The organism is Mucilaginibacter sp. SG564 (assembly GCF_013149275.1).
Lineage (GTDB): Bacteria > Bacteroidota > Bacteroidia > Sphingobacteriales > Sphingobacteriaceae > Mucilaginibacter.
Window position 1 is genome coordinate 353977 of record NZ_JABGNA010000004.1, and the last position, 15226, is coordinate 369202.

The 15226-nt window shown below is 44.9% G+C and carries 19 protein-coding genes; 7 read left to right on the forward strand and 12 right to left on the reverse strand.

The genetic code is table 11. From position 1 onward, the window contains the following. Positions 1-153 precede the first annotated feature (153 nt). From FHW89_RS11425 to FHW89_RS11440, 4 genes are all read right to left on the reverse strand, one after another. Positions 154-1167 (reverse strand): dienelactone hydrolase, encoded by a 1014-nt coding sequence (locus tag FHW89_RS11425; protein ID WP_172335164.1) that lies wholly within the window; start codon positions 1165-1167, stop codon positions 154-156. A gap of 68 nt (positions 1168-1235) precedes the next feature. Then, positions 1236-1805, reverse strand: coding sequence for a Crp/Fnr family transcriptional regulator (locus FHW89_RS11430; protein WP_172335165.1), 570 nt, complete (start codon positions 1803-1805; stop codon positions 1236-1238). Between the two features lie 81 nt (positions 1806-1886). Next, positions 1887-2408, reverse strand: coding sequence for an O-acetyl-ADP-ribose deacetylase (locus tag FHW89_RS11435; RefSeq protein ID WP_172335166.1), 522 nt, complete (start codon positions 2406-2408; stop codon positions 1887-1889). A 12-nt stretch (positions 2409-2420) separates the two neighbouring features. Further along, positions 2421-2735: a hypothetical protein gene (locus FHW89_RS11440; RefSeq protein WP_172335167.1), complete on the reverse strand. Its 315-nt coding sequence runs from the start codon at positions 2733-2735 to the stop codon at positions 2421-2423. 135 nt (positions 2736-2870) lie between these two features. On the opposite strand from FHW89_RS11440, the gene FHW89_RS11445 reads away from it, so the two are divergent. The 4 genes from FHW89_RS11445 (at position 2871) to FHW89_RS11460 (ending at position 5563) form a co-directional block, all read left to right on the forward strand. Continuing rightward, the gene (locus FHW89_RS11445) at positions 2871-3428 is read left to right on the forward strand and encodes a Crp/Fnr family transcriptional regulator (protein ID WP_172335168.1); all 558 of its coding nucleotides are present in this window, start codon (positions 2871-2873) and stop codon (positions 3426-3428) included. 77 nt (positions 3429-3505) lie between these two features. Then, positions 3506-3862, forward strand: coding sequence for a hypothetical protein (locus tag FHW89_RS11450; protein ID WP_172335169.1), 357 nt, complete (start codon positions 3506-3508; stop codon positions 3860-3862). Between the two features lie 2 nt (positions 3863-3864). Beyond that, on the forward strand, positions 3865-4749 hold the full coding sequence (locus tag FHW89_RS11455) for a hypothetical protein (RefSeq protein ID WP_172335170.1): 885 nt from the start codon (positions 3865-3867) through the stop codon (positions 4747-4749). 97 nt (positions 4750-4846) lie between these two features. Continuing rightward, positions 4847-5563 carry a hypothetical protein gene (locus FHW89_RS11460; protein WP_172335171.1) on the forward strand — a complete coding sequence of 239 codons (717 nt, stop codon included), beginning with the start codon at positions 4847-4849 and terminating at the stop codon, positions 5561-5563. A 13-nt stretch (positions 5564-5576) separates the two neighbouring features. On the opposite strand, the gene FHW89_RS11465 is transcribed toward FHW89_RS11460, so the two are convergent. The 4 genes from FHW89_RS11465 to fdhD all read right to left on the reverse strand — a co-directional run bounded on the left by FHW89_RS11465 (position 5577) and on the right by fdhD (position 9708). Then, positions 5577-5828, reverse strand: a complete 252-nt coding sequence (locus FHW89_RS11465) for a hypothetical protein (protein WP_172334893.1) — start codon at positions 5826-5828, stop codon at positions 5577-5579. 349 nt (positions 5829-6177) lie between these two features. Further along, positions 6178-8502 carry an FdhF/YdeP family oxidoreductase gene (locus tag FHW89_RS11470; protein ID WP_172335172.1) on the reverse strand — a complete coding sequence of 775 codons (2325 nt, stop codon included), beginning with the start codon at positions 8500-8502 and terminating at the stop codon, positions 6178-6180. Then, on the reverse strand, positions 8499-8855 hold the full coding sequence (locus FHW89_RS11475) for a hypothetical protein (protein WP_172335173.1): 357 nt from the start codon (positions 8853-8855) through the stop codon (positions 8499-8501). Before FHW89_RS11475 ends, FHW89_RS11470 begins: the two co-directional genes overlap by 4 nt. Continuing rightward, entirely contained in the window at positions 8839-9708 is an 870-nt protein-coding gene (fdhD, locus tag FHW89_RS11480) for a formate dehydrogenase accessory sulfurtransferase FdhD (protein ID WP_172335174.1), read from the reverse strand. Before fdhD ends, FHW89_RS11475 begins: the two co-directional genes overlap by 17 nt. Before the next feature lie 209 nt (positions 9709-9917). Here fdhD and FHW89_RS11485 point away from each other — a divergent pair, with 209 nt between their 5' ends. The 3 genes from FHW89_RS11485 (at position 9918) to FHW89_RS11495 (ending at position 11124) form a co-directional block, all read left to right on the forward strand. Further along, complete coding sequence (locus tag FHW89_RS11485; RefSeq protein WP_076373395.1) at positions 9918-10160, forward strand: MoaD/ThiS family protein; 243 nt, start codon at positions 9918-9920, stop codon at positions 10158-10160. A 117-nt stretch (positions 10161-10277) separates the two neighbouring features. Continuing rightward, the gene (locus tag FHW89_RS11490) at positions 10278-10709 is read left to right on the forward strand and encodes a GNAT family N-acetyltransferase (protein ID WP_172335175.1); all 432 of its coding nucleotides are present in this window, start codon (positions 10278-10280) and stop codon (positions 10707-10709) included. Continuing rightward, on the forward strand, positions 10702-11124 hold the full coding sequence (locus FHW89_RS11495; RefSeq protein ID WP_172335176.1) for a molybdenum cofactor biosynthesis protein MoaE: 423 nt from the start codon (positions 10702-10704) through the stop codon (positions 11122-11124). Before FHW89_RS11490 ends, FHW89_RS11495 begins: the two co-directional genes overlap by 8 nt. Before the next feature lie 34 nt (positions 11125-11158). On the opposite strand, the gene FHW89_RS11500 is transcribed toward FHW89_RS11495, so the two are convergent. The 4 genes from FHW89_RS11500 to FHW89_RS11515 all read right to left on the reverse strand — a co-directional run bounded on the left by FHW89_RS11500 (position 11159) and on the right by FHW89_RS11515 (position 15137). Further along, positions 11159-12214, reverse strand: coding sequence for a HesA/MoeB/ThiF family protein (locus FHW89_RS11500; protein WP_172335177.1), 1056 nt, complete (start codon positions 12212-12214; stop codon positions 11159-11161). Then, entirely contained in the window at positions 12214-13383 is a 1170-nt protein-coding gene (locus FHW89_RS28965; protein WP_172335178.1) for an NTP transferase domain-containing protein, read from the reverse strand. The genes FHW89_RS11500 and FHW89_RS28965 overlap by 1 nt, the downstream gene beginning before the upstream one ends. Further along, a complete protein-coding gene (moaC, locus tag FHW89_RS11510) occupies positions 13364-13834 on the reverse strand; it encodes a cyclic pyranopterin monophosphate synthase MoaC (protein ID WP_172335179.1) in 471 nt (156 codons plus the stop codon). The genes FHW89_RS28965 and moaC overlap by 20 nt, the downstream gene beginning before the upstream one ends. Before the next feature lie 106 nt (positions 13835-13940). Beyond that, positions 13941-15137: a molybdopterin molybdotransferase MoeA gene (locus FHW89_RS11515; protein WP_216650542.1), complete on the reverse strand. Its 1197-nt coding sequence runs from the start codon at positions 15135-15137 to the stop codon at positions 13941-13943. Between the last annotated feature and the right edge of the window lie 89 nt (positions 15138-15226).

Here is a 15226-nt window from a genome sequence, read left to right on the forward strand (position 1 = left end):
GGCTTATACACACCTTACAGAAGTTACGAAAACGTTTTCGGAAGGATTGATTATCCCTGCAGGCCTGTCATCCTGAGCTTGTCGAAGGACGCGCGTAAAGGCCCCGCCCACCATACTTCGACGGAGCTCAGTATGACACCCTGTTTAAAATTATCATTCCTTCAAATTCTTTACAAAAAACCCTACCGCCAAACTATCCATCTTTAAATGCACCTGGTGCCTGCTCACGGAAGCATCATCGGTAAAATAAGTTGGGGCTTCTTTTTTTACATCATCGATGGCTTCCTGCAGCATTACATAATGACCGATTTTACCCGGGTTGATGTAATACAGTGAACCTTTGATGAGCTGATGGTAACGCAGCGCATTGGTTTTTACCGGGGCCATGCTATCGCTTTGCGAACCAACAATATAAACCGGGGCGGTGATATCCTTATCCGTAACAAAGCCTGGCCCCAATGCAGGTGAAATGGCAAAGAAGGCCCTGATCCGCTTATCATACAACGGCGGGGGATTTTTGGCTACGGCCAGCAGATCTTTATCGTCAAGATATTTGCTGATACCAGGAAATTCAGGTACATTAATTTCATTTCTTCCGATGGTTTTATAATAATTGAGCAGCGACAAGAAATCAAACTTCCCTCCGGCCAGAGCTATAGCTGTATAACCACCGAATGAAAAACCGGCCATACCAATTTTACCGGGGTCGATCATATCCTTTATATCCGGTTGGGTTAATAAACTACCGATCACAAAGCTGATATCCCGCGGGCGCTCCCAGGGTTTTAAAAATTCCAGGGCAATCTTATGGTCATAGGTATTACCCCAATGATCAACCGCGGCTACAATGAATCCTTTTTGCACCAAAGCATCGGCCAGCCATTCCAATGAAAGCCGACTGCCTCCCGTGCCATGCGAGATCATGATCAAGGGCAGCTTAGCGGTGGGCAATTTACCATCGCGCACGGTATAGGCCCGGGTAAAGGGCGAAAATGCCTTATCACTTTGTTTTAAGGTATCGGTTGTGGGGTACCAAATTTCGGTAACCAATGGGCGGTTACGTTTTTCGTCCTTAAAACGAACAGTTCGTTCGCCAATAAGCGTTTGTGCGCAAATAGTGTGGTTGAACAGGGCAATGAGGAGCGTAATGTAAGTTGAGCGGTGCATAGGATTATCTGATTGAAATACAAAACAAGCCCATATACCTTGTAAAAAGATTGACAATAGTCAATAAATCATTTTTTTGATTTAAGGCGGCTCAGTGTTTCCTGCGATATGCCCAGGTAATCGGCAATAATTTTGTTGGGTAAACGCTGTATCAATCCGGGTTGTGTTTGCATCAGGATATTGTAACGCTCTTTGGCATCCAAGGTTATCAGGCTTTCGATACGCTCAATGGAGGCTATATAATCCAGCTCCAAACCCATGCGCATCATGGTTTCCCAACCGGGTATTTCCTGCATCAGAATTTGTGAATCCTGCCGACTGATCATCAATAGCTCAGAAGCCTCCATACTTTGTATAGCCGCCACCGATGGTTTTTGCTGCACAAAACTGGGAAAGGCAGTACCAAAATGATTTTCAAATATCAAAAAACGTGTCCATTCGCTTCCATCATCCTTGGTTAAAAAAACACGCAGGCAACCTTTCACTACAAAAAACAAGTACCGGGCTACATTTCCTTTTTCAAGCAGGATTTCCCCGCGTTTGGTAAGCCTCGGTTTATAACAGCTATTAACCAGCTGTTCCTGTTCGGTAGTGAGGGTAATTTTTCCTTCCAGTTGTTGTTGTAACGCGGGGTGCATACGCTAACATAAGCATTATTTATTAGCCCCCCAACCCCCCGGAAGGGGGTGCTTTTTGACGTGTTGCTTATTGACCGCCTATTAGTGAAGCAAATGCTTATATATCTCATAATTCTCGTCGTCAAAGCAAACAAATATCACCTGCTGTATACTACCATTTCTGGCTAAAAAATGCTTTACAGTATGGACAGCTATTTCCGCCGCCTTTTGCTTAGGGAAATGATAAATTCCGGTGCTGATATTAGGGAAAGCAATAGTTGTTAGGTTGTTTTGTACGGCCTGTTTCAGGCTGTTTAAATAAGCAGATGCCAACAGTGCTTCCTCGCCGCTATTCCCATTATTGTAGACAGGTCCAACGGCGTGGATCACATAGGTGGCAGGCAAATTCCCAGCTGTTGTGATCACCGCTTCACCTGTTTTACAACCACCCTGCCTGTTGCGGATTTGAACACACTCTTCTAATATAGCTTTACCTCCGGCACGGTGTATAGCGCCATCAACGCCACCGCCACCCAACAAGGAGGTATTGGCTGCATTCACAATAGCATCAGCTTTAATCCTGGTAATATCGCCTTTGACCAGTGTAATACGGCTATTATTCATGAAGCAAATATACTACTCTGCCGCTTCCTCACCTTTGGTACCCAGCTTTACAATATCGCCTTTTTGAAATAATATAGCTTGCAGGGTTTTACGCCATACCGGCTTTTTACGCAGCAGGAATTCCAGATCCATACCAAAGTGTTTAAACTCTTCCTGCTGGGCGTTTTGCATAATAGCTTTGGCCGCCTTGTCGGTTTCAACAGATATGCGTTGTTCATACCAGTTGATGGCCTCGGCCTCTTCGGTTAAGGATACGATCATCCGCGCAAAAGTCCTGGTTTGGGCGGATAGCTCGTTGGCTGGTTCGTGATATTGATCAAATGACATAATATTTTTTATTTTGAAAAGGTATAGCACTCTGCTTTTGTTTTGATATACCGATATTTAGAAAGGATACAGATTAAAACCAGGATGCTGAAACCAACGTTAACTAAGAAAACATCAGGCGTCCTTAAATCGCACATGAAACAGGAAGAACCATTACTAGCACAACCCGCCATCAGATTGGCCTGGAAAAAATATCGCCACTTATGGAAGCATGCAGAAGTTCCGGCCAGGCATCTGCTTTTAAAAGAGGGTGATATCAGTCGCAAGGCTTTTTTAATTGAAAAGGGTAGTATCCGCACCTGGTTTTATCATGATGGCAAAGAGATCAGCTTTCAGTTTTTTTTTGAGGGTGATGTGGTTTCATCCCCGCAAAGCATGCGTAAACATATACCAAGTCCGTTCAGTATCGAAACACTGGAGCCATCCACCATATGCTGGCTGGATGCAGGCGATATGGAAAAAGTGCGGAAAGATCCCGTACTATATCAGTTTATCATTGAACAAGCTGGCGATAAGCAAGCCGAATTTATGCAGCATTTCTTTTCATACTTAAAAGATAGCCCTACCCAGCGCTACGAAAACCTGCTGCGGCAAAAACCCGAAGTGATCCGGCGGGTGCCTCTGCAGCACATCGCCTCCTACCTGGGTATTACGCAGGTATCCCTGAGCCGCATCCGTAATAAAATTAAGTGAGCCGGCATTATTTATCTTTTGTTAAATGATACGCGGCTAAAACTGCAGAGATTTGTTGTAATCAAATACAACAGGTTATGAGTTTGCTAAAAATAATCCCAAAGATCATTTATAAAGATGTTCAAATAGGTGTAAACCTCTTCGCCGCGCTTGGTTTTGAAACCAAATACGCCGAAGAAGGATTTTACATTATGGCGCGCGAGGGTGTTACTATTCAGTTAGTGGCCAGCGAAGAAGATTTCCATGTATATGACCGCCCCGAAATGCGAATAGATACCAACGATATTGAAGGTTATTATGCCGAGATCAGTTCCAAACATCCGGAAATATTGCACCCTAATTTAAAGGTAATCAAGAACCAGCCCTGGGGTTTGAGAGAATTCGCGGTATTGGATGAAACAACCGTTTGTATTATTATTCAACAAGCTATTTAACCATGAACAGCAACGAAGAATTACTTTCAAAAGATAGGGATTATAGCAGTATTAGCCCATCGGCGCGTGCATTACTATTGCTTAAAGGCTTTACTGATATTCCATTTGCGTTGGAAGCGGCTAAGCTGATCAGCAGGCCCGATCATTACCAACCAGATTTTAGTATTCAAGAGCTTGCTTTCTGGGGACGTGTGCTTCACTTTGAATCGCGGTATACGAGTATTGATCAGTTACTGGCAGGCTTACCTGCGCGAAATATTCTGGAGATCTCTTCCGGGTTCTCATTCCGGGGATTAAGCTCGGTAATGAACAAAGAGGTGTATTATATCGATACCGATCTGCCCGAGGTAATTACAACTAAGCAAAGTTTACTGGATGACCTGTTGCATCAGCAGATACCTAAAGGCAAACTGGAAACTTTAGCGCTCAACGCGCTTGATGAAGCTGCTTTTACAGCTACTACTGATCATTTCCCCGCAGGAGAAGTGATTGTAGTAAATGAGGGCTTGCTGGTTTACCTGGATATGGACGAAAAACGAAAACTATGCCACAACATCCGTGAGGTGCTCCGGCAACGGGGCGGCTACTGGATCACGGCCGATATCTATGTAAAATCTCCTAATCGCTTCCCGGGTTTTCAAATGAAAGATAAACTACAGGAGTTTTTCAGGGAGCATCGCATTGAGGAAAATAAATTCAACAGCTTTGAAGAGGCCGAAGCATTTTTTAACTCTGAAGGTTTTATCATCGATAAAGAAGCCGAAGCAGGGCATCGTGACTCGGGCTCGTTAAAATATCTTTTGGCAAACGCCACCCGGGAGCAGTTGGAAAATATGCGCGGTGTGGGACGCGTACGTGCAACCTGGCGTTTAAAACTGGCTGATTAATTTTTTATTATTAAACCAAATTATAAATTACAGGTCATAACAATAATATCATATTATTGCCATAGTATGGTATTATTATTTTAACAAATCCTGCTTTATGAAAAAATTAACCCTTATCATCACTGCTATTGCCTTTATTGTTGTTTCCTGCAAAAAAGATAATAAATCGCCTGTCGTAACCAATCAACCAGATCCCAACTGGATCAGGCTGGAAATACCCAATGGTAAAGCGGCCTATGCCGTTGCCGGTAATATTGATGACACTTTATTGGTTACCACCTGGACCAAAGCTTATTTCACTGCCGATCAGGGTAAAACCTGGCAGGAATCAAAAAACTTCAACGGGCCGATACAAGGCCTGTACACCAATAAAGATACCGTAATGTCGCTATTACTTGCCGGAGGTTTGGAATTGGAAGGCACCCTGAAGGCTTCCGTAGCACAATTTTATACCCTTGATATGGGCAAAAGCTGGAACCGGTACTTAAATTATCAACGGGCACAAAAGATCATTATGCCCATTGGTATTGTGCAATCGGCACAAAACAAAACAACCTACCAGTTAAAATATAATACCAAGCCAGCTTCGGCCAATAGTACGTCCTATATCCATGACCCTACAACCATACTCCGCGACGGTAACGCCCTCGAACTTCCGTTTAAAGTCCGGATTCGGAATTTGTATATGGACAGTAAGGACCGCTTGTATGTAGCCGCTTCGGGTGGTATTTACAATCAGGATAAAGATGCGTTTACCTTCAACGAGGGTAATACCCCTGCAGTGATTTATGTATCGCGCAAGGAATTACCATAGATACTGATAGCTGTTAGTTTCTGACTTTAACCTCCAAAGGTGTCACGTTCCTGAAAGCGTAAGGAGCAATATCGCTGATACTTACTTTCATTACTTCCTGGGTATTTTTGATGGTCACATTCAGACTGCCATCGGGGTTAAGTGGTACGCTAACGTAGTGTTTGCCATCGGCTTGTGCTGGTGTGGCGCTGCCTTTCAGCAGGTTTACGGTTAAGGCTACAGCGATAATGGTTAATACAATTTTGGTGTACAGATCTGTTTTCATAACTATATTGCTTTAAGTTTTAGATTGGGTATGTTTAAGGCAATATAATTAATACGACGATTAAAATTTAAAAAAATGTCATTTCGAACGAGGTACGAGGAGAAACTATCTCTCGACCGAAGGGAGAAATCTTTTACGCTTTGCCTAATCGTAGAGAATATTTCAAAAAATTTCATTTTTAGCGCGTCTTGTACGATTGCCGGCGGGTTGTGGACTTGTGCTCTGTATGGTCACAAGTCAGCTTTACACACAATCTAACACACAAGACTTGCGCCAATATCTGCGCGCAATATCCGATCGTGTAAGATTTCTCCTCGTACCTCGTTCGAAATGACAAATTGTGACTATCTTATTTTTCCTCGTGCTTTTTAATCTTAATAAACACCAGTTTCGATGTAGGCGTATTGCTCTTTTCTGCAACGCTGTCTATCGGTATCAGCACATTGGCTTCGGGATAATAGGTTGATGTGTTTCCTTCGGGGATATTGTACGGCACTACCACAAACAGGCGGGCTACACGCTCAACACCTCCATAATAATTAAACAGGTCAACCTTTTGGCCCGATTTGAAGCCTGCCTTAAACATGTCTTGTTCGTTCATGAATATTACCCGGCGCTCGTTATGAATGCCGCGATAACGATCATCAAGGCCGTATAAAGTGGTGTTAAACTGGTCGTGGCTGCGGATAGTAGCCATGCGGTATTCATCGGCGGCTATATCATGTTTGGGTAGTTCGGTTATGGCAAAGCCTATTTTAGTACCGTTGAATTTATTTTCAAATTTACCCGTGCGTGGAGCATTGGGCAGGTAAAAACCGCCGGGGATTCGCACCCGCTGATTATAATCTTCAAAACCAGGGATCACCCGGGCAATATCATCGCGCACCGCATCATAGCTCATGGCATACTTATCCCAATTGATCACCGAGCGATTACCTAAAGTGGCTTTGGCCAGGTTACAAACAATCTGGTTCTCGTTCATCAGATCGTCGGAGATAGGCTTTAGCATCCCTTTTGACATTTGCACTACCCCCATCGAATTTTCGCAGCTGATAAACTGAGCTGCGCCATTAACCACATCCTTATCGCTACGGGAGAGCGTTGGTAATATCAAAGCCTCATCCCCATGCACCAGGTGACTGCGATTGAGTTTGGTAGACACATGTACCGACATTTCGAGCTTGCGCATAGCATCGGCAGTGTAAATGGTATCCGGCGTAGCCGAAAGGAAGTTCCCTCCCATCGCAAAAAACACTTTCAGCTTGCCCTCATGCATCGCCTGTATCGACTCTACCACATCATAACCATGCTCGCGGGGCGGTTCAAAGCCAAACACCTCTTTCAGTTTATCCAATTGTTTAGGCGATGGTTTATCAAATATGAGCATGGTACGGTTGCCCTGTACATTGCTGTGCCCACGCACCGGGCATAAGCCGGCACCGGGTTTGCCAATGGCACCTTTTAGGGCGCAAAGATTAACGATCTCCTTAATGGTATCTACCCCATTTTTATGCTGGGTAATGCCCATGGCCCAGCACACAATAATGCGTTTTTTATCTTTGAGCATTTCGGCAGCCTGCTCAATCTGGGCTAAAGGCACACCGGCTTCCTGGGCCAGTTCATCCAGGTTGTACCGGTTTAAATTGGTTAAAAAAGCCCCATACCCTTCGGTACTATTCTGGATAAACTCATGATCAAATACCCTGCCCGGGTTTTCCAGTTCGGCCTTGTATAACAGCTTTTCGATAGCTTTAAGCAATGCCATATCGCCGTTTATTTTTACCTGCAGGTAAAGGTCGGCCAGGTGCGAATCGATCCCCAGGATACCCTTAACCGTTTGCGGGTTTTTAAAACCCATGAGTCCGGCTTCGTGCAGCGGGTTTACAGCTATGATCTTTGCCCCACGCCCTTTACCCTTTTGTAATGCGCTGAGCATCCTTGGGTGGTTGGTACCCGGATTTTGCCCCATGATCATGATCACATCAGTATCATAAAAATCATTCAGCGTAACGGTTCCTTTGCCTATACCAATGGTTTCGGTAAGGGCCACGCCGCTTGATTCGTGGCACATATTGGAGCAGTCGGGCAGGTTATTGGTGCCATACTCGCGTATAAACAGTTGGTAAGTAAAAGATGCCTCATTACTGGTGCGACCCGATGTATAAAATGCCGCCTCATTGGGCGAAGCCAGACTATTGAGCTTGTCGCCTATTTTTTTAAAGGCATCCTCCCAGCTAATAGGTTGGTAATGTGTAGCCCCCTTGGGCAGATAAACAGGCTGGGCAATACGCCCCTTCTTCCCTATTTCATAATCATTCAATTTGGCCAGATCGAACACGGAATTTTGAGCAAAGAAATCGGCGGTTAGTTTTTTTGTCGTAGCTTCTTCGGCCAGGGCTTTGGCGCCGTTCTCGCAATACTCCGCAACCGGCGAACGATCGTCGTCCGGATCGGGCCAGGCACAGCCAGAACAATCGAAACCACCTTTCTTGTTCATTTTAAACAAGCCTTCCATACCCCTTACAAAACCGGCTTCCTGTATAATATCAACCATAGCGACTTTTACTGCGGGAATACCCGCCGCCCACTGTTTCTGTTCTGTTAATTTCAGATCCAGCAGTTCCTCCGGATTTTCTGCCGCGGGCTGTTCCTGCTCTTTCAATGCCTTGCTCATAACTTTTTCGCTGATAAGGGGTTGGGGTAATTATCGCTCTGATCTTCGGCCACGTTATCCAAACAGGTAAAGTCTTTCTCCACCAACAGGTGCAGGTTACCGTGTGTGCCTTCAAAACCAACCTTATCTGTATCGGCAAATTCCTGTATCAGTTGTTTAGGTACGTATACAGTAATTACATTATCTTTAAATGTGGCAGATAATTGTTCATCATCCATTACCCGCAAAGCATAAAACAGCTGCTGCGTGCCAAAATCAACTGCTTCACGCAGATGACCGTCCTTTGCCAAAAGCGAAGTGTCGGTACGGGTGAGCCTGTATCTTAATGAATTGCTTTTAATACGTATCTTCATAACGGGGTATCTGTACGCGGTGTGCCGCGGTATATACATTAAAACGCTCATCGCGCAAAAAACCGATGAGGGTGATGTTAAATTCATTGGCCAACTCTACGGCCAAACTTGAGGGCGCGCCCACTGCCGCAATGATATTAATACCGGCCATAGCCGCTTTTTGCAGCAGTTCAAAACTTGCCCGGCCACTCAGCAACAGCACCGTCTGTTTCAGCGGCAGCCATTTATAGCTTAAAGCAGCACCTATCAGCTTATCCAGCGCGTTATGCCGGCCTACATCTTCGCGCAGAAGCAATAACTCGCCCTGTGTGCTGAACAAAGCCGAGGCATGCAGTCCACCGGTATCTTCAAATACCCGCTGGTGCTTGCGGAGTATCACAGGTAATTGGTATAAAATGGGGGCCTGTATGGTATCTGTATCTTCTTGCTCACCGGCAAAACCGCTTACTGTGCGAATAGCATCGATAGAGCCTTTGCCACAAACTCCGCAGCTGGAAGTTGTATAAAAATTGCGCTCGGTATTTTGCAGATGAGGCACAACGCCAGGCGCCAGGCTTACCTGTATCACGTTTTCCTTATTCTCGGCACAGGCAATAAAACAATGCTGGGTTGAAGCGATATCTTCCGGATTTTTGATGATGCCTTCGGTAAATAAAAAGCCGGTAGCCAGCTCGGCATCATGGCCGGGTGTACGCATGGTAACAGAGATATTCTGCACCTGCCGTTGTCCTTCGGGACCATATTCCAGCCTGATCTCCAGCGGTTCCTCAATAGCAAGCGCATCTGTAGCCGAAGCTATTTCGGCAGCGTTTACCTTGATAACGCGCATATGATGTGTAGAATTGGCAGCCATACATCAAATATACAATTTACGTGGCGGCTTTGTTTCTTTTTGGGAGCAAGGATTGGGGACTTTGGGATTTGTGGCACTGGGGAGCAAGGATTTTTTTTGATCAAAGATAAGAGGACCAAAGTCTTTGCTCCAAAAATCCCAAAGTCCAAAAGTCTCCAAATCCTCACTCCACATTTCCTTTCTAAACTATTTTGCCCTAATTTTGAGATATGAAGATTAATGTGCTGGCATTTGGAGTGGCAAAGGAGATATTTGGAAATTCGCAGGTTAGCCTTGAATTGACAAACGATGCTACTATTTATAATTTAAAATACTTGCTGGAGCAGCAATATCCGCGTTTGAAACAACTGGCATCATACATGGTAGCCGTCAACAATGAATATGCCCTACCCGGCGATACCATACATGAGCGTGATGAAATTGCCATTATACCGCCGGTAAGCGGGGGTTGATTTAGGGGACTTTGGGACCATTGGATTGGGGATTGTTGGACTTGAGGACAAAAAATCCTTAATCTTTGCTCCTTTTATCCTTACTCCACAAAAAATCCTTAATCTAATCAAACAAGCATGGCTATTAGAAAAGCTATTCTGGCCGATCATCCGGCGATATGTAAACTGTTGGAACAACTGGGCTACCCGGGAGCTGAAAGTTATTTACTTGGAAACCTGGAGGTGATGCTCAGTCAGCCCTTATCAACTGTATTGGTTTATGAACTGGATGGTGCTGTTGCCGGTTTCATCGCTTTTGATTTTATTCCGCAGCTCACCACCAGGGGGGATTATGCCCGTATAAGCTGTTTTGCCGTTGATGAAAACGCCCGGAGCAAGGGCATCGGTAATGCGCTCGAAGAGCATTTTACGCAATTAGCCACCGAAAGAAAGTGCGACCGGATAGAAGTTCACTGCCACTCACGAAGGACTGCCGCTCACCGCTTTTATGAGCGCCAGGGTTATGAAGAATCTCCAAAATATTTTGTAAAAATGCTGCATCATGAATAATACCCAGATCCTGCTTTCAGCCAAAACGCTGAACATTCAGTCTTGTATCGATTGGATCATGTCGCCCGAATCTGGCGGGATTGATGTGTTTATTGGCACGGTGCGTAATGCCACCAAAGGCAAGCCGGTGCTGAAACTTGATTTTGAGGCTTATGAACCCATGGCTATCAGCGAAATGGAGAAGATATCCAGGCAAGCCTTTGAAAAATGGCCGGTACAAAAAATACTGATCCATCATCGCACGGGCACTTTACAGGTTGGCGAAGTCCCTGTGATCATTGCCGTTTCTGCAGCCCATCGTGATGCCGCTTTTGAAGCCTGCCGCTACATCATCGATACGCTGAAACAAACTGTGCCCATCTGGAAAAAAGAAGCTTTTGAGGATGGTGAGGTTTGGGTGGCAGCGCATCCCTGAGAGATTTCGGAATTCGGATGTTCGATTTCCCAAATCATTTCCCCAAATACGCTCTCAAACCACCCTCCAACGAAAAAATATTAGCATCGGGAATCCGTTTCAGGATCATTTTTACGGCTTCTTCGCTGCGGTTGCCCGTTGCACAGTAAAGGACTTTGGCTTTGGGATCGGTAAAATAGGCCAGGTAACCTTCCAGTTCATCAAGTGGAATATGGATACCACCAATATCAAAAGCATCGCGTTCCTGCTCGGTACGTACATCTACCAGGTCGATTGAATCATCCTCCATATGTTCTTTCAATTCCAGTGCCGATATTACGGGAATAGTTATTGTTGCGGCCAGGCTCCTTACCGGTGTTTTTGAAGTGGTGCCTATTTTAATAATGCGGCTCTGCATACTTTGGGCGTCAAATATCAATATTTTCCCCACCAGCAGATCGCCTGTTTTAGTAATATATTTGATCACCTCATTGGCCTGCATACAACCAATAATACCAGCCAGCGTAGGTATTACGCCACCCTCAGTACAATTGGGTATCTGGGTAGGGTCAACTTTCGGAAAAAGGTCGCGGTAATTGGGCGACCGTGTATTTTCGTCATAAACCACGTTCCAAACAGCTACCTGTCCCTCAAACTGGTAAATTGCACCATAAACCAGGGGTTTACCGGTCATTACGCAGGCATCATTCAGCAAATAGCGGGTTTCAAAGTTATCAGTACCATCAATTACAATATCATAATGCTGTATAATGTTCAACACGTTATCAGAGTTGATCTTTTCGGCATGGGGAACCAGTTTAGCATCGGGATTTTGCTGCTGTAGACGCTTTATAGCAACGGCTACCTTATTTTGGCCCACATCGGCAGGTGAGTATAGTATTTGCCTGTGCAGGTTACTAATAGATACCACATCATAATCTGCAATGCCTAAAGTACCTATACCGCTTGAAGTTAAATACTGCGCAGCGGGGCAGCCAAGTCCCCCTGCGCCTACTATCAATACCCTGGCTTGCTGCAATAGAATTTGCGCCTGCTCGCTGAAACCAGGCAGGGCCATTTGGCAACTATATTTTAAAATATCGGGTGTCATTAGTTTGTAGCTGTTTTTTGGTGAAGAACCCTTTTTACTTTTTCCAATTCATCAGGTGTATTCACATTGGTTAAAGCTTCGGGATCCGGCGCGTTGAGCAAATTGATCTCGCTATTGATCAAAACCTTGCGCGGGCACGAATACCCCTGCGCCAGAAAGGACAATAGCACAGGGTAACTTTTAGGCTCCCATATGGCAACCAATGGCTCCGGGAAATTGGTTACCGGACTATGGTAAGCTGTCGCTACTGCCGAACTGTTTCGCCAGGCGGCAAGGTTACGCAGCGTGGCCTCATCCATCAACGGCAGGTCGCAGGCTATCACGAGCCAGGCATTATCAGGTCTTTCGCGAAATGCTGATAGAATAGCCCCAAATGGACCAAGACCAGTAAAGGTATCTTCTAAAACGGGGTATTCAGCTTCTGCCTCATTGTTATGTTGTCCGGGTCTGCGGGAAATAAAAACCTCGTTACAGAAAGACTTGAGCATATCGGCCATGTGAAACCGTTGCGGTTTGCCATGCCAGTTCACATTGCCCTTGTCAAAACCCATCCGCTCGCTTTTACCGCCTGCCAATACCAATCCGTTTAAAACCGGGCGCGACAGTTTCAGATTGGTTTCAAAGAAACCGATGATCCGTTCTCTATCCGATAGCCGGTAAACAGGTATATCCTGCCAATACGGAATGGCTTCCTGGATAAAATCAAAGATCTCGTCGCTGTTATCGGCCAGTAAAAACAACTGTACATTGGTTAACTGCTCCACTCTTTTTTGTAATGACGCCCTTTTGTTGATATCGATGATGACCACCTGTGCTTTGGCCAATTGATGGTTGCCGTTTACCAATACCAGATCAGCATTAGCAAATTGTTGTTTGACCTGATAGGGCCAAACCGGATTCTGAAAATTGAACTGCTGATAATTGATCTGATCGGTATAATCCAACATGGCGCCGTTAGTGAGCCTGCCGGGTACCAGGGTGATGTCATCATTATGCGACGTATCGGCATAAGCGCATTTATATACCCCGGATAGCGCCCCGATCACATCATGGGCCAGCAATTTGATCACTGTACATGGCCCACCTACAATAGAGCATTCATTACGACCGTAGTTACCAGAGGCAGGTTTAGCCAGTTTAGCGTGTTTTTTATGCTCGTTTAAAGTCACGTTTACCTCCTGTTTTTGCTATCAGTTTGGTTTCTTTAATTATAATATCATGGCTCATGGCCTTGCACATATCATAAATAGTGAGTGCCGCTATAGATGCGCCAACCAGGGCCTCCATCTCGATACCGGTTTTAGCTGTAATGCTGGCGGTACAATCAATCACAATCTCCTGCTGTTCATTAACCTGAATGGTAATATTACAGTTATCCATACCCAGGGGATGGCAAAGCGGTATCAGGTCGCCAGTTTTTTTGGCTGCCATAATACCGGCTATTATAGCCGTTTGAAATACCGGGCCTTTTTTGCTCACCACATCGCCATTGGTTAAATGTTGCAATACCTCAGCAGGCAAAACAACCACACTGCGCGCCGTGGCGGTGCGGTGGGTAACCTGCTTCTCGCTTACATCAACCATGTTTGGGTTGCCTTGTTTATCTAAATGGCTTAACATTTTACAATCTCTTTTTCCTGAACCTTGATTTACCTGATTTTAAGATTTAAGGATTTTTCCTATCAGATTAGAATCAAGATAATCCCTTAATCCTATAGATCATGGTTCAGACAAATCTTAATACCCTATACACCTCCCCTGCTTTAAAATCAGTTCTTTCCAGGGGTAATTCTAAAAAGGCGTCGGTATCTGCTAAGTTAGCAAAATCACCTGAACCATTTCCTTCAATTGGCAAAGCTATCAGTTGTCCCTGCGGGTTACTTTGTAGTTTTACCTGTAAAAAATATTGTAAAGCAGGCTGAAACTGAAAATCCTTTGCTAAAACCGCGTAAACAGCTGATTGTTCTGCCAGATTTAAAGTAGCGCTTAGCCAGTTTAAAAAATATTTGTGCAGGCACATAAAGGTAGCTACAGGATTACCAGGAAAAGCGAATACAAGGCTCCCATTTCCATGTGCACCAAACCAAAAAGGCTTGCCGGGGCGCTGGGCCACTTTATGAAATATCTTCTTCACATCCAAGTCTTCAAGTGCCTGTGGTATGTAATCAAACTTACCCATAGATATGCCACCGCTCAATAGCAATACATCATAATTTTGCAGACAATGCTGTATCTGCTGCCGGGTAATTTCAGGTTCGTCCGGTATATGAATTATGTCTGGTTCCAGACCCTGTTTCTGCAATGCCCCTTTTATGGTATAACCGTTCGATTTCCGGATCTGATATGGTGCCGGGGTTTGGTCAACATCCACTAATTCATCGCCCGATGATATGATCACCACCTGTGGTGATTTTTTCACCAGCAGGTGTGTTTTACCTACAGATGCAGCCAAACCGATAATAGCAGGCGTAATTCTTCGCCCAATCGACGCCAACACATCTCCATTCCTTTTATCGGCACCTTGTAAGTGCAGGTTCTGTCCTTTTTTGATATCCTGTATTTTTACCAAAGCCCGGCCATCAGTTATCTCCACATCTTCGTAGCGGATCACTGTATCTACAGAAGCGGGCAATACTGCACCCGTCATGATCTCGATACACTCGTCAGGATAAGCAATAGCGGCCGGCTCATCCCCGGCTGCCTGGGTAGCTTTGATATTAAACGTAAGAATACCACTTATAATAGACTGATAATTAACGGCTATGCCATCCATCGTTACCCGGTTAAAAGGCGGCAGGTCACGATCGGCATGAATAGGTTCGGCCAGTATGCGCCCCACCGTCTGCTCAAACGGCAAACTTTCGGTACCATAATCTCTTAATTGCGCCAGTATCAGCTTTTCAGCTTCTTCAACAGTGGTCATATATAAGTTTTTTGGTATTAAGTAGTTAGTATCAAGTATCATGACCGCGCCATTTCAAAATCTTGATACTTGATACTAGCTACTTGATA

What these genes read in the sequence shown, in the direction of transcription:
- FHW89_RS11495 (WP_172335176.1), top strand. Translation starts at nt 10,702, where the DNA reads ATGAATAATACCCAGATCCTGCTTTCAGCCAAAACGCTGAACATTCAG.
- FHW89_RS11475 (WP_172335173.1), bottom strand. Translation starts at nt 8,855, where the DNA reads ATGAAGATACGTATTAAAAGCAATTCATTAAGATACAGGCTCACCCGT.
- FHW89_RS11430 (WP_172335165.1), bottom strand. Translation starts at nt 1,805, where the DNA reads ATGCACCCCGCGTTACAACAACAACTGGAAGGAAAAATTACCCTCACT.
- FHW89_RS11445 (WP_172335168.1), top strand. Translation starts at nt 2,871, where the DNA reads ATGAAACAGGAAGAACCATTACTAGCACAACCCGCCATCAGATTGGCC.
- FHW89_RS11465 (WP_172334893.1), bottom strand. Translation starts at nt 5,828, where the DNA reads ATGAAAACAGATCTGTACACCAAAATTGTATTAACCATTATCGCTGTA.
- FHW89_RS11460 (WP_172335171.1), top strand. Translation starts at nt 4,847, where the DNA reads ATGAAAAAATTAACCCTTATCATCACTGCTATTGCCTTTATTGTTGTT.
- FHW89_RS11425 (WP_172335164.1), bottom strand. Translation starts at nt 1,167, where the DNA reads ATGCACCGCTCAACTTACATTACGCTCCTCATTGCCCTGTTCAACCAC.
- FHW89_RS11485 (WP_076373395.1), top strand. Translation starts at nt 9,918, where the DNA reads ATGAAGATTAATGTGCTGGCATTTGGAGTGGCAAAGGAGATATTTGGA.
- FHW89_RS11455 (WP_172335170.1), top strand. Translation starts at nt 3,865, where the DNA reads ATGAACAGCAACGAAGAATTACTTTCAAAAGATAGGGATTATAGCAGT.
- FHW89_RS11470 (WP_172335172.1), bottom strand. Translation starts at nt 8,502, where the DNA reads ATGAGCAAGGCATTGAAAGAGCAGGAACAGCCCGCGGCAGAAAATCCG.
- FHW89_RS11435 (WP_172335166.1), bottom strand. Translation starts at nt 2,408, where the DNA reads ATGAATAATAGCCGTATTACACTGGTCAAAGGCGATATTACCAGGATT.
- moaC (WP_172335179.1), bottom strand. Translation starts at nt 13,834, where the DNA reads ATGTTAAGCCATTTAGATAAACAAGGCAACCCAAACATGGTTGATGTA.
- fdhD (WP_172335174.1), bottom strand. Translation starts at nt 9,708, where the DNA reads ATGGCTGCCAATTCTACACATCATATGCGCGTTATCAAGGTAAACGCT.
- FHW89_RS11440 (WP_172335167.1), bottom strand. Translation starts at nt 2,735, where the DNA reads ATGTCATTTGATCAATATCACGAACCAGCCAACGAGCTATCCGCCCAA.
- FHW89_RS11500 (WP_172335177.1), bottom strand. Translation starts at nt 12,214, where the DNA reads ATGACACCCGATATTTTAAAATATAGTTGCCAAATGGCCCTGCCTGGT.
- FHW89_RS11450 (WP_172335169.1), top strand. Translation starts at nt 3,506, where the DNA reads ATGAGTTTGCTAAAAATAATCCCAAAGATCATTTATAAAGATGTTCAA.
- FHW89_RS11490 (WP_172335175.1), top strand. Translation starts at nt 10,278, where the DNA reads ATGGCTATTAGAAAAGCTATTCTGGCCGATCATCCGGCGATATGTAAA.
- FHW89_RS11515 (WP_216650542.1), bottom strand. Translation starts at nt 15,137, where the DNA reads ATGACCACTGTTGAAGAAGCTGAAAAGCTGATACTGGCGCAATTAAGA.